The organism is Salinigranum rubrum (assembly GCF_002906575.1).
Lineage (GTDB): Archaea > Halobacteriota > Halobacteria > Halobacteriales > Haloferacaceae > Salinigranum > Salinigranum rubrum.
The window spans coordinates 95,039-108,373 of record NZ_CP026313.1 but is presented as its reverse complement, the minus strand read 5'-3'; the positions used below and the strand labels follow the sequence as shown (position 1 = coordinate 108,373).

The 13,335-nt window shown below is 57.0% G+C and carries 12 protein-coding genes; 9 read left to right on the top strand and 3 right to left on the bottom strand.

Annotation, left to right across the window (positions count from 1 at the left end; genetic code table 11):
- Positions 1-66: 66 nt before the first annotated feature.
- Together C2R22_RS24320 and C2R22_RS24315 are read left to right on the top strand one after the other, a co-directional pair.
- On the top strand, positions 67-1,005 hold the full coding sequence (locus tag C2R22_RS24320) for an NAD(P)-dependent oxidoreductase (RefSeq protein WP_103428333.1): 939 nt from the start codon (positions 67-69) through the stop codon (positions 1,003-1,005).
- A gap of 210 nt (positions 1,006-1,215) precedes the next feature.
- Positions 1,216-2,385 (top strand): CaiB/BaiF CoA transferase family protein, encoded by a 1,170-nt coding sequence (locus C2R22_RS24315; protein WP_103428332.1) that lies wholly within the window; start codon positions 1,216-1,218, stop codon positions 2,383-2,385.
- 11 nt (positions 2,386-2,396) lie between these two features.
- Here the strand turns inward: C2R22_RS24315 and C2R22_RS24310 are convergent, their stop codons facing one another.
- The 3 genes from C2R22_RS24310 to C2R22_RS24300 form a co-directional block, all read right to left on the bottom strand.
- Positions 2,397-3,197, bottom strand: coding sequence for an N-acyl homoserine lactonase family protein (locus C2R22_RS24310; RefSeq protein ID WP_103428331.1), 801 nt, complete (start codon positions 3,195-3,197; stop codon positions 2,397-2,399).
- Positions 3,198-3,256: 59 nt separating this feature from the next.
- Complete coding sequence (locus C2R22_RS24305) at positions 3,257-4,837, bottom strand: AMP-binding protein (protein ID WP_103428330.1); 1,581 nt, start codon at positions 4,835-4,837, stop codon at positions 3,257-3,259.
- Between the two features lie 204 nt (positions 4,838-5,041).
- Positions 5,042-6,193 (bottom strand): iron-containing alcohol dehydrogenase, encoded by a 1,152-nt coding sequence (locus C2R22_RS24300; RefSeq protein WP_162562668.1) that lies wholly within the window; start codon positions 6,191-6,193, stop codon positions 5,042-5,044.
- Between the two features lie 195 nt (positions 6,194-6,388).
- On the opposite strand from C2R22_RS24300, the gene C2R22_RS24295 reads away from it, so the two are divergent.
- From C2R22_RS24295 to C2R22_RS24265, 7 genes are all read left to right on the top strand, one after another.
- Entirely contained in the window at positions 6,389-8,056 is a 1,668-nt protein-coding gene (locus C2R22_RS24295) for a thiamine pyrophosphate-binding protein (RefSeq protein ID WP_162562667.1), read from the top strand.
- A gap of 198 nt (positions 8,057-8,254) precedes the next feature.
- Positions 8,255-8,407 carry a HalOD1 output domain-containing protein gene (locus C2R22_RS25510; RefSeq protein WP_245903123.1) on the top strand — a complete coding sequence of 51 codons (153 nt, stop codon included), beginning with the start codon at positions 8,255-8,257 and terminating at the stop codon, positions 8,405-8,407.
- 149 nt (positions 8,408-8,556) lie between these two features.
- A complete protein-coding gene (locus C2R22_RS24290) occupies positions 8,557-9,690 on the top strand; it encodes an ABC transporter ATP-binding protein (protein WP_103428327.1) in 1,134 nt (377 codons plus the stop codon).
- A 561-nt stretch (positions 9,691-10,251) separates the two neighbouring features.
- On the top strand, positions 10,252-10,953 hold the full coding sequence (locus C2R22_RS24280) for an extracellular solute-binding protein (protein ID WP_162562666.1): 702 nt from the start codon (positions 10,252-10,254) through the stop codon (positions 10,951-10,953).
- Positions 10,950-11,360 (top strand): hypothetical protein, encoded by a 411-nt coding sequence (locus C2R22_RS24275; RefSeq protein ID WP_162562665.1) that lies wholly within the window; start codon positions 10,950-10,952, stop codon positions 11,358-11,360. Before C2R22_RS24280 ends, C2R22_RS24275 begins: the two co-directional genes overlap by 4 nt.
- 25 nt (positions 11,361-11,385) lie before the next feature.
- Positions 11,386-12,324, top strand: coding sequence for a carbohydrate ABC transporter permease (locus C2R22_RS24270; protein ID WP_103428323.1), 939 nt, complete (start codon positions 11,386-11,388; stop codon positions 12,322-12,324).
- Positions 12,321-13,214, top strand: a complete 894-nt coding sequence (locus C2R22_RS24265) for a carbohydrate ABC transporter permease (protein WP_103428322.1) — start codon at positions 12,321-12,323, stop codon at positions 13,212-13,214. Before C2R22_RS24270 ends, C2R22_RS24265 begins: the two co-directional genes overlap by 4 nt.
- Positions 13,215-13,335 lie beyond the last annotated feature (121 nt).

Genomic DNA, 13,335 nt, shown 5'->3' with positions numbered 1-13,335 from the left:
ATCTGTCGAACTAACGAGATGATCCCCCATAATTAATATGTGCGTTTGAACAAGAGAGAGTGTAATATGCTGAAGAAAAGCATTGATATCGGAATGATTGGACTCGGGAAGATGGGGGGTAACATGGCGCAAAATCTCCTCTCGTCCGGCTTTCCCGTTTGCGGGTTCGACGTCAGCGACGCTGCTATCAGCAAGTTCCGTGAATCTGGCGGTACGACACGGGACTCACCCGCCGCGGTCGCTGCGGACGTCGACATTATGATCACAAGCCTCCCGAAGGCATCTGCTGTCAAAGAAGTATATCGGGGCGGCGACGGCATATTCCAGAGTGGTGACCCTGGCCTCATCGTTCTGGAGATGAGCACGATCAGTCCCGATATGGCGACAGAACTCGCTGAAGAGGCTGCTACGCACGATATCGATGTACTCGGCGCACCCGTGAGCGGGGGTCCCGAAGAGAGTCGCGATGGCACGCTGACAATCATGGTCGGTGGTCGTCAGGAGGTCTTTGACGACGAGCGGACCCAGACAGTCCTCGAGCACCTCGGTGAGGACCTCTACTATACCGGTGATATTGATTCGGGCCACATGATCAAACTGATAAACAATGTCATGACCATGGGGAACCTGCTGCTGGCGATGGAAGCTGTCTCGCTGGGTGCGGCCCGAGACATCGACGGAGAGGTCATGCTTAAGGTACTTGGAAAGAGCGGTGGCGCGTCGAACCAGTTTCACAAACGGATGCCGCGCGTGTTGAACCGCAACTTCGAGGCGGGGTTTACCATCGACTTAGGGAAGAAAGATGTGGGACTCGCACTCGATACGGCTAGGTCGATGGATCAATCGATGATCACAACGAGCGTCGTGTTCAATTTATTTACGCAGGCCAGTCGCGATGGCTACGGCGACGAAGATATCAGTGCGATCGTGAAACTGCTTGAGGAAAATCGCGGAACGACTGTCGACGCCGAAAACGAGGTTGACGAGGCTTACGATGGCTACTGACGCGCCGATGTCCTCGATGAGTTGTCTTCCGATCGGTTCCTCAATCGAACTATCCAGTTCCGCCCGTTTCGTCCCGCCCCCACAAGTTCCGTCGCGTGGCGGCACACGCACACCAGCAGGGTCTTCTTCGCGTTTTGTCCCTGATTAACGGACGACCGACTCTACGATGCTGTGAACAAGTTTTAAGTAGCGAAGTTCGGATTTCTTTCCATGGACCTCCAGTCAATTCGCGTCCTCGACCTGTCACATACGCTCCCGGGACCATACGGCACGCAGTTGCTCTGTGACATGGGCGCAGACGTTATCAAGATCGAACGTCCGGAAACCGGCGAACCGGGTCGCCAGCTCGGACGAACCCAGACGGACAGACGTCACGCACCGGTGTTTGAGGTGATGAACCGGGGAAAACGGAGTGTGACACTAGACCTGAAGCGCGAACGCGGGCTGGACGCGTTCCTCGAACTCGCACGAACCGCCGATGTCTTGGTTGAGCAGTTCCGCCCCGGTGTGGTTGACCGACTAGGCGTGGCCTACGACGACATGTGTACGGTCAACGACGAGATCGTGTACTGTTCGCTCTCCGGCTTTGGCCAGACCGGTCCGCTCAGTGAGCGCGTCGGCCACGATCTCAACTACGCGGGCTTTGCCGGCCTGATCGACATGAACCGACGTGACCCCGAGACGAAACCTACTCTCCCGGGGTTTCCCGTCGCTGACATGGCTGGTGGCGCGTTCGCCGCACTCTCAATCGTCGGCGCACTTCTCTCACGCGAACTCGGGGAAGGTGACGGCGAATACCTCGACGTTTCGATGACCGACGCATTGCTCTCGTTCTCACAGCTCCTTGCTGCACCGGCGATGGCCGGTGTCGAGCAGCGTCCGGGCGCAACCCGAACCACGGGTAAGTACCCCTGTTACGACGTCTACGAGACTGCCGACGGGCGATATGTGACTCTCGCTGCGCTCGAACCCGAGTTCTGGCAACGATTCTGTGAACTGATCGACCGCCCGGACCTCGTCTCAGACCACAAGTCCAACGACGAGACGACTCGAAAACGTCTTCGTAACGACCTCTCAGCGGTGTTCACACAGCGGTCGGCAGAAGAGTGGGAGACTCTTCTCGGCGACGAAGATGTGATGTTCGGCCCGGTACAGACTCTGGCTGAGGCGTTTGAGAGTGACCACTTTGAGGCGCGCGGCGTCATCGAATCGGACGACGGATTACTCAAGCGGATAGGATTCCCGGCTATAACGAATCGCGACCTAGGGCAGATCGAGTCGGCTCCCCCGGCCCTCGGCGAACATACTGACGAAGTCCTTCAGGAGGTCGGATTCTCTGCGGCGGAGGTAGCCACATTGCATGAGCAGGACGTGGTCTGATCAGCGAACGGTCAGGGCAGCGAGTTACCGAGGAAGGCCGCGTCGTGACCACCGACGAGTCTCCCCGCCTCGCCGACCCGTTTTCGGAGGCGTTCGATACTCTGATAGCACTCTTCGAGATCGACGAGTACCCCTGGGGGGAGATAGTCCCAGTTGAGCGGGGTCGTCTGTACTTCTCTGCCTGAGGCATCGACGAACGAGGTTGTCTTGGGGTTGAGGTTGTGCTCACAGTATGCCAGATCGCCGATCAAGGCGTGTGGTCCCGCGGCTGTCTCGACAATGACGGACTGCATCCCTCGTGAATGACCTGGCGTCAGTAGTATTTCGATACCCTCCCGAAGTCGATAGCCGCCGTCGACGATGGACGTCTCGACATGGTCGAGTGAATCGATATTTTCTGGGAGATAGTACTCTGCCATCGGTGGTAGCGGATCCTTCGCGGCGTCTAGCTCGGCGCGCTGGACGAAAAACTCCGCCTCCTCGAACAGGTCGTTGTTCGAGGAGTGATCGTGATGGAGGTGCGTGAGAATGACGTAATCGACGTCCGCTGGAGTGAGGTCTTGCTCGGCCAGTCCGTCCACGATCGGCTCCGGACCCCCTAGATCAACTTCGTTGCCGATGACGGTGCCGTCGCCGTCGGGTTCTTGTACACCCGTATCGACGACAATAACCGTGTCTTCGTCGGGGTCGTCCGCGGTAACAAGGAAGCTAATCGCCGGAATAGCCATCGCCGATCCCATGTCGGTCAAATACGTGTATTTGCCCTTGACCGAGTCGATCGTCGCACAGTGGATCGGATGGATGGTATACATGAGTACCCGATAGAGTGGCCCGAAGTCAAAAAGATTCGGGTGAGATTGTATCAGGTACGTCAGACGCGGCGGTCCCAGACCGCTCCCACGTCGCGCGAGAGCTTCGCTTTCTGAATCTTTCCGATCGCTGTTCCGCGTGGAATGGCGTCGACGAACTCGACGTACCGCGGAACCATGTAGCCGGGGAGTTCGGTTTCACACGCTTCGACGATGGTCTCCGGAGACAAATCGACACCATCGGCGAGCTGGATCACCGCCTTGATCTCTTCGTCGCCAACCTCGGCTGGAACGCCGATTACGGCGACGGCATCGACGCCCGGAATCTCCCCAATGCAGGTTTCGACGAGTTCGATGTTCACAAATTCGCCGCGGACGCGGATGCTGTCTTCCATCCGCTCGAGGAAGTGGATACGTCCCTCCACGTCGCGGTACCCGAGATCGCCTGTGTGGAACCAGAGGTTCTGCCAAGCGTCAACTGTCTTCTCGGCGTCGTTGTAGTAGCCGTCGAAGATAACGTGGGGTTCGGTAGGGCGAACGACGATTTCACCGGGTTTGCCGGTTTCGACCTCATGATCGTTCTCATCAAAAAACCTGACCTCCATGTCGTCGCGTTCGACGCCACCCATCTGCGTAAGCTTCTCGTCGTCTCGAATGTTGTCGTATGGTTTCGAAATCGTCGTGAGGCTCGTCCACGCGCCTGCTTCCGTCGACCCATACCCAGTGATGGTGGCTGGAATCTCGAACCGGTCGAGGAACTCTCTATCTCCTCCCTGGACGAGCCGAACAGCGTGTTGCGTCTCGATGTCCCGGACCGGTTGTGTTTTGAGGATGTCGATCATGCCAAGGTGGAGGAGTAACACTGACGGATCGAACGTTACCACCTGCTCCCAGAACGCTGACGCAGAGAACTGTTCGACTTTGATTGCTGTCGCTCCCGCGTGCACCGTGCCGTAGAGATGGAGGATCTGTGGACTGAGGTGGTACATCGCGAGCGGATCGAATATCCTGTCTTCGTTTGTCAGTTCGGCAGTCTCGCTGATGGCTGTACCCGCCGATATCGCGTACTGGTGGCTGAGCTGACACCACTTGGGTAGCCCCGTCGTCCCGGACGTGTGAATAAGGGCGAGCGGATGACCGGGTTTCATCTCCGGCGAATCAATCGGCTCGGTGTCGTACCTCGCCCGCAGGTCGGCCAGCGTGCCCGCACAGGTTGCGCTGGTGACGTCGACTTCTTCCTGTCCGCCTCTTTTCTCGACCACGACGACTGTCGACGGTGGTTGGTCGAGCCGTTTTGCGGCCGAATCGTACCGAGAGAGGAGGGTATCGCTGACGAACGTGAGATCTGCATCGGATTTACGGATTAGGTGTTCGAGCCCACCGCGTCTGAACTTAGTGTTCAACGACGCGGCTACCCCGCCCACTTTCGGAATCCCGAACAGCAGGGTCACGTACTCTATGCAGTTGGGTAAAAAGAGCAGGACAGTATCGTCGTCTTCGATTCCCTGATCAGTCAGTAGCCTCGCAATCTGCGTCCCTCGATTCGAGACCTCCCGGTAGCTCGCCTGTTCGTCCGGAAATTCGATGAACGTGTGCGCTCCGTATTGCTGGACTCGCTGGTTGAACCATTCGACGACGTTCATATTGACTCCAGCGTTCAGTGCCGTGATAAGGTTTGCCACTCCACACGTACTCTTCACAGTGCTAGCCGTCCTTTCCAGGGAACGATTATCACTGCACTATAGTAGCATTTGAAAGAATCCACTCACGCGATTGGTGAAACCTCTCATACACCCGCTGGAACAGCAACGTAGCCGGTTGCGAAGAGTTTCAAACGCTACTATAGCTCACTCCAGATGTGCACTCACGACGGTCTCGATATCTTCGGAAACCACCCGGGGATTCGTCTTCAATCGGCGCTCTTGGACGAGCGTCGCCTCGACGATTCGGTCGGCGTCGCTCTGGTCGAGACCGAGCTCCGAAAACGACGGGGGGAGACCGATGTCGTCGCGGACTCGCGTGATCTCGGCGATGAACGCTTCGGCGGTGTCGCCGACGCCGAACTCGTCTGCAAGTTCGGCGTACGCGTCGCGGCGGATCGGCAGGTTGTACTCTAGTGCAGGTTCGACTGACGCCGCGAGACATTCCCCGTGTGGTCGACCCGTGATTCCGCCGACTGCGGACGCAAGCGCGTGGATCGCACCCAGCCCGGAGTTCGAATGGGCGACCGCCGCAAGACACGACCCGAGACTCATCCCGCGCCGTGCCCCATGATCGTCACCGTCGAAGACAGCTCGTTCGAGCGATCCGTATACGAGTCCGAGTGCTCGGCGCGCGAGTGACCGGGAGATCGGGTTCGCCCCCTGGTAGGTAATGGGACGGTCTTCGACCCATCGGTAGTCCCGCGCGGTGAGACCTTCGAGAGAGTGCATGAGTGCGTCGAACCCCGACCGGGCAGTCACGGACTGGGGCAGATCGTAAGTTAGCTCTGGGTCGACGAGGGCGAGCATCGGCCGGAGCCGCTCGTCGCTAATCCCCCGCTTCACGCCTTCGTGGGTGACGACCGCGGTCTGGCTGACCTCCGAACCGGTACCGCTCGTCGTTGGAATGGCGACGAGCGGGGAGATTTCCCCCGGGATCTTCCCGGAACCGATATACTCGCCAGGATGGCCGCCGTGTGCGAGCAAGAGCGCGATTACTTTCGCCGTATCGAGCACCGAGCCGCCGCCGATGGCGACGACGCTGTCTACGTTCTCTGTCGGGAGATCGTCGAAGTCGTCTGTCGTCGGTTCCGTGGTCGATTCGTAGATGTGTTCCGCGTCGGTCTCGGCTATCACCCGATCGAGAAGCCCGGCCTCTCGGATGCCCGCATCAGTCACGACGAGCGGAGACGAGATGGTAAACTGGTCGAGTACGACAGGTAACTCGTCGACAATACCCTCGCCGAAGCGGAATCTGGTGGCGGTAAACGACAACGGAGTCGGATCTATGCTGTCCATTGCCACATCCACAGATGCCCACCATCTTAAAGATGTGAGGGCGACCATCGCGCTCACTTTCAGGATGTCGCCATGTCGAGATGGTGCTCCAGACGGGTGGAGCACCTGTCGGATGGGCCGTCTGCGTGCCGGTGTGGCGAACCCTTCGCCGGCACAACACTTTTGACGATACGAGTGATGTTTCGGCCAAGGTTCATGAAAGGCTACGACGCAGTACTTCGGCTTCTCGCCAGCGGAGATGTTGGAACGATTTTCACCCTCCTGTCCGAGGACACGATGCAGCTCGTTTCCACGCTCGATCACGAGTGGGGGGACGACATCGGAATGATCGATGTCAGGCACGAACAGGGTGCACTGGCGATGGCGGACGGCTACGCTCGGGCCACTGGCCGGATCGGCGTCTGTCTCGTCGGACGCGGCCCGGCGATCGCTCAGACGGGAACAGCGTCGGTGACGGCACGGAAGAATGGTTCTAACGTTCTCGTGATCGTTCCGGAAACGCCGCTAAAGGACGACTACGATGTAAAAGAGTTCGAACAGGAGAGCTACCTCCGGTCGACGATCGGGAACGTGATCTCGATCCGCAGCCACGAGACGCTGTGTTCGGACTTTCGGGAGGCGCTGCGTCGAGTAAAGGCCGGAAACGGGCCAATCGCCGTTCAGATTTCGTGGGATCTACTCGACTCGGAGATGGACGTGTCCGAGGACAAGTTTTTCGACCGGACTTCGGAATTAACTTCTGGTCCCTCTCGTGGACGCGTCCGACCGGATGCAGATAGAATCGAGCAGGCAATCAAGTTGTACGTGGACTCAAACGCGCACCAGCCGCCCCTCATTATCGCAGGGCGCGGTGCGATTGAGGCCGACGCGAAGGGGGTGATCGAGGAGTTCGCGGAGCGGACGAGTGCGCTGCTGGCGACGACCTTACAGGCGAGGGGCTACTTCTCTGATCATCCGTACTATCTCGGATTTACAGGCAGTTGGGGACGTACCATCGCCAACAAGTATGCCACCGAGAGCAACATTGTGTTCGCGGTTGGTGCGAGTTTGAATCCGTATACGACCGACAAAGGACGACTCTTCGATGAGGATGCGACTGTAATCCAGATCGACGAGGACCCGAGTAGCATCGGACGGTACACCGACATCTCCCTCGGTATCCACGGGGACGCTCTCCTGACCATAGACGCTCTGATTGAGGAGCTACGTCGGTTGGATATCGATCGAGCAGGGGAACTCTGGTCGGACGACCTTCGTGCGGAGCTAGAGACCGCTCCGGCGATGAGCGATCGGATTTTCCCCGAAGTCCCCGGAACGATCGACCCTCGCGACCTCGTTCGGACGATGGACGAGCTTTTACCGACGGATCGCACTGTCGTCTGTGGAAGTGGCCACTACACACGCTGGGTCCTCGACGGAATCCACGCCGATCCGGACGATTTCACATACGCTGGGGACTTTGCCGCCATCGGGCTCGGGCTTCCAATGGCCATCGGCGCTGCTGCTGCGATGAACAACAAGATGTGCATTGCTATCTGCGGAGACGCAGGACTCATGATGTCTATTCAGGAACTAGAGACAGCAGTACGAAACGAGATTCCTCTCATGATAGTCGTTTTGAACGATAGTTCGCTAGGAGCAGAATATCATAGTTTGGATAGTGTCATCGGAGACGGCGAGGTCGCACTCGTCGAAGCACCGGACTTCGCTGACGTGGCAAACTCTTTCGGTGCCGAGGGATTCACTGTGAGGAGCATCGACGAACTCGATGCGCTCGCGGATCGAATCAGCAACCGACCCACCGGGCCGATGGTCGTCGACTGTAAAGTGAACCACGAGGTTCGTCACCGGAGTAAGCTGTAACACTTGGCCGTGTCTTCGGGTATGGTACCGCGCTCGTCAGGTACCAGTCGAGTTTCAGGAGTGTTTACATGTTAGCCCTTAGTAACGAATCAATGCGCCATATCGAGAATCTCCCCAAGCGGAGATACTTGTACATAACCGACCCATCCGATTTCACGCGAGGTCCTCGACCGCGTCGCACCAACAATCGGGCGAGCGGTGACGCAACTACCACCGCTGTACGAAGCGATCGATCCCGACGCGCTCGTCGCACTGGTTGATTCCGTTGAAACAGACACTGAGAGTCCTCGACCCGACTTAGCTATTCTGGACAGCAATGCGTTGTTGATTCGGACGGAGCTCTTAACGTAGAAAAATCACGTCTGGAATATCCTATACACGGAAATGAGCAGTTAAGGGTCGGGCATTGTGCGTTTGAGCTCCTTCAGATCGACACCGAGTCAAGCGAGCCTGCGAACATCCACTATAATTATAAGTGATGAATACCAAACCTGGAAAACATGGCCCTAGTTAAATGTGAGAACCTCACAAAGGCATTCTCCACTCCGAACGGGGAAGAGATCGCTGTCGACGGGATTGATCTGACGATTGATGACAACTCCTTCGCGACCATTCTCGGTCCTAGCGGCTGTGGGAAGACGACACTCCTTCGGCTGATTGCAGGGCTCGAAACCCCGACCAGTGGTGAGATTTACTACGATAGCGTCCGGGTGACCGACAAACGCCCACAGGACCGTAACATCTCGATGGTCTTCCAGCAAGTCGCTCTCTTTCCGTTCTACACTATCCGGGAGAATATTCAGTATGGACTGAAATATGTCTCGGATCTGTCGAGCGCCGAGCAAAACGAGAAAGTCGAGGAGATGGCGAAGATACTCGATATTCATGAATTACTGGACAAGAAGCCTGGCCAACTGTCTGGTGGGCAGCGCCAACGTGCCGCGCTGGGTCGTGCACTCGTTCGCGAACCCGATGTCTTCCTCCTAGACGAACCAATGAGCGACTTAGACGAAAAACTGAAAGTAGCGATGCGATCCGAGCTGAAGAAGATCCACCAGCAGTTCCCGATCACGAAGGGATACGTAACTCATGATCAAGAGGAAGCACTGACGCTCTCTGATGAGATCATCCTGATGAATGACGGAAAAGTCGTCCAGCAATCCTCACCGGGCGAAATTTATCAGGAACCCAACAACGTATTCGTCGCTCAGTTCATTGGCAACCACGAGATCAACCTCATAGACGGCACGCCCGAGAACGGGCAGATATCGACTCCCGCGTTCGATATCGACGTTCCGGAGCAACTCGCTCAGTCAATCGCGTCTGAGGCCACCGACGGCGTGACCCTCGGCATCCGACCACTGGACGTGCAGGTGGTTGACGACCCCTCTGACGCCCTGTTCACTGTGACGATGCAGTTCTTTGAACACATGGGCGACTCGCTACTGGTTCACGCCGAGACCCCTTCGCTTTCCGACATCGTTCGGTTTACCATTCCTGAAGTGGCCGAGCCGATGGATGGAGAGCAGTATCATCTGACGTTCGAACTGGACGACGTGTTCGTCTTCGACCAGCAAAGTGGCGAGGCGATCACTCACTCCCTTGCAGAGCCGCCCGCCCAGGAGATGCTGTAGTCCGGAACTACTGTTACATTCAAGCTGCTGATATTACGTTCGGTGAGGTGTTGCTTGATTTTCAGTTGAATCGGATGGGTTGGCTACGTCCTAATCTGCCCGGAACAAAATGCACTCGACTCACTTCGATCTATCAATCAGGTGTTTTATTCATACATTATCGATTCTCAAATACCAATACATTTATAATGATAGATGCTGGACCTCAGTTATGGCAGGACGCGAGTCTGTCCAGAGTGGCATGAATCGACGAAATTTCGTAAAAAGCGCTGGTGCTGCGGGCGTCATCGCGTTAGCAGGATGTACGAGTGACGACGGTAGCGGCGGCAACGGTGGTAGCGGCGGCAACGGTGGTAGCGGCGGCAACGGTGGTAGCGGCGGCAACGGTGGTAGCGGCGGCAACGGCGGGAGCACTGGTGGCGGTTCTTCGGTCGAACTGAGCCTGATGATCGGTGGGGGAACCCCTCCACCCAGGACGCGTTTACATCCGCGTTTGACAACTGGGCGGACGGCATCGACCAGAACGTCTCCCGTAATATGACTTTCCCCGGTGACACGGCGATGCAGAACCAGCTGAACACGCAGATGGCGACTGGTGATACAGAGGATCTATATTTCGGGAACGGGCAGAACCTGATCAGGTTCCACCAGCAGCTGGCCGATCATTCGCCGGTGACCGACGAAATTTCATCCCTTCCAGAAGAGCTCCTCGTGGTACTCGAAGGCGGGAAGGTTCCGACGATTCCCACGTCACTGGTCCCCTCGTTCCAGTATCACCGAATTGATGTCCTCGAAGAGGCGGGACTTTCGGTTCCGACCACGTGGGAAGAGAACCTACAGGTCCACGCCGATCTCCGTGACCACCTCGAAGGCCAGAATATGCAGAACATGGTGCTGGCGACGAACCCCGAGGTGTTCTCCTCGATGTGGTATCATCAGTCGGATATCAAGTCGAACAACGCGAACTGGTTCGCGCGGGACTCCGACGGTGTCATTCAGGTTGCTCTCGACGACGAACCGAACACGGCGAACATGCTTGAGGCTCTCAGATACTACCGCGACTGGGGGAAGTCGCCGGCACCGGCCCAACTTGGGGCTGGACGGACAAGCTTGAATCCTACGCCAACGAGCAGGTCGCGATCCAGCGGTACTCCCCGCGACTGCTTAATTCCCTCCACGAGCGCGAGGCAACAGATCTCATCAATAATACGCAGATCACCATGTTCCCGCTCGAAGACCGGCCGAACCGTATCTTCAACATGAGCAGTAACGGCTTCGCCGTGCCAGAAGGCGAGAACAAGGATCTCGTCTTCGACTTCATCAGGTACTTCATGACGAGCGATGCGTTCATTACGTACCTGCACGCCGTTCCGTTCCACTTCTGCCCGACCAACCGGGACGTCCTCAAGACCGACGAGTACGAAGACAACGAAATCGTCTCACAACACCTCGACTTCCGTGATATGATCTACGAGGAGCACTCGAACTTCCGGACGGTCCCGCAGTACCAGAACCCGCCATTTGTCGGATGGTATGAAATTCTCGCAACCAAGCAGGTTGCCTCGAAGGCTATCTCGAACTCTATCGAGGGGCGCCGGACGCCTCAGCAGGCGGTGAATACCGCTATCGATGAGCTCAACGGAATGATCGGCGAGTACCGGAACAGCTAAGCCTGCCCTCGGTACCATTGTTTGCATGTCTCAAACATACCCATCGTTTATCAAAGACGTTGGTAAACGGGTGAACGGCGTCCTCCAGTCGGATCGGTGGGGCGGGATAATCCTCGTCTCGCCTGTCCTGCTAGTCTGGGTGTTCCTCGTTGCGCTGCCCGTTCTCTTCGGGATCTATCTCGGTTTCACGACGTGGGATCCACAGACGGGCGCGTTCGAGTGGGTCGGTCTCCAGAATTATCAGGAACTCATCGCTCAGCCAGCATTTTGGGACTCGGTGGCCATCGGTGCCGTATACGCCGGGTACTCGGTCGTCCTACAGATGGTGCTCGGCATCCTAATCGCCCTCGTGCTCAACGAGACTTTTAAGTTCGAGAACATTATCCGGGCGCTCATCCTGCTGCCGTATCTAGTGCCGACGGCGATCATCGCACTGATTTTTGCTTGGCTGTTCAACGAGACCTTCGGGACGGTCAACTGGTTCCTTACGACGACCAATCTCGTTGAGCAACCGGTCGGCTTCCTCTCCGAGGAAGGGCTCGCGATGCACACGGTCGTCTGGGCGTCAAGCTGGAAGTACACGATCTTCGTCGTGTTCATCGTTCTGGCCCGACTACAATCAATTAGTTCGGAGATGTACGAAGTCGCACAGATCAACGGCGCGGGAATGGTTCGGCGGTTCTTCGACGTGACGTGGCCGAATATTAAGAACATGGTTTACCTGATCGTTTTCCTCCGCGTCATCTTCATGTTCACCAAGTTCGATGCGATCTTCCCGCTGACCGGTGGTGGTCCCTTCGGTGCCACCACGACGATGGTCATCTACGGCTACCGTCAGGCGTTCCGACTGTTCGAGTTCGGGACGGCTGCGGCCGTGACGACGATGCTATTCCTGATCCTTGCCACGTTCGGCGTGATCTGGCTCGGGATAACGAAACCCGGTGAGGAGGTTGAAGTAGAATGACGACATCAGAAGCCACGGGTCAAGAGGAACAGGCGAGTAACTGGTTCGACTTTGCGACCGACCGCTTCACTGCAGGATCGGTCGGCAAGCGACTCGGTATCGGGATCATCGTCACGTTCTGCCTCGTCGTATTCGGCTTCCCGATTTACTGGGTTGCACTCGCTTCGTTCAAGCCCATCGGGGTCATCATGAACCTCCCGCCGGAGTTCTTCCCGGCAAACCCGACGCTCGATAACTTCACACGACTGTTCACGACGACGCAGTTCCCGATGTGGTTGATGAACAGCACGCTCATTACGGCCAGTACGATCACCCTAACATGTATCTTCGCACCGCTTGCAGGATACGGCTTCACGCGATATCACGTACCTTACAAGAAGTATATCGCGAACCTGCTGTTGTTTAGCTACATGTTCCCTCCGATCATGCTTGCCATCCCGTACTTCGTCATCTACGACTTCCTTGGTCTGACGAACACGCGTATCGGGCTGATCCTCGCACACGTCTCACTGACGCTGCCGTTCGGGATCTGGGTGATGTGGCAGTACTTCCAGACAGTGCCCAAACGATACGAAGAGAGTGCGTGGATCTCTGGTGCCTCTCGCCTGCGGACGATGTACGACGTCTCGTTCCGGGCTGCTGCGCCAGGGATCGTCACCACGGCGCTGTTTACCTTCGCGTTCTCTTGGAACGACTTCACCTACGCGCTTATTTTGACCACCGACCCATCGAAGACGGTTCTCACCGTCGGACTTGACTCCCTGCGCCTCTCACAACAGGTGTTCTGGGGGCTATTGTTCTCTGGGTCGTTGGTCGCGATGATCCCGCCGTTCATCATCGTGTTCGCGCTGAGTAAGTACATCTTGGCCGGATTCGACCTCAGGGTCTAGATCGGTCACTTCTACTTTTGATTCGATTTCTGCGCTTTCAACTAGTTGGTCGCCACACTGCACCGCACCACTTGTTGCCCTAATTACCGCACAGAAGAAGTGATCGATTTACCCAGTGAGT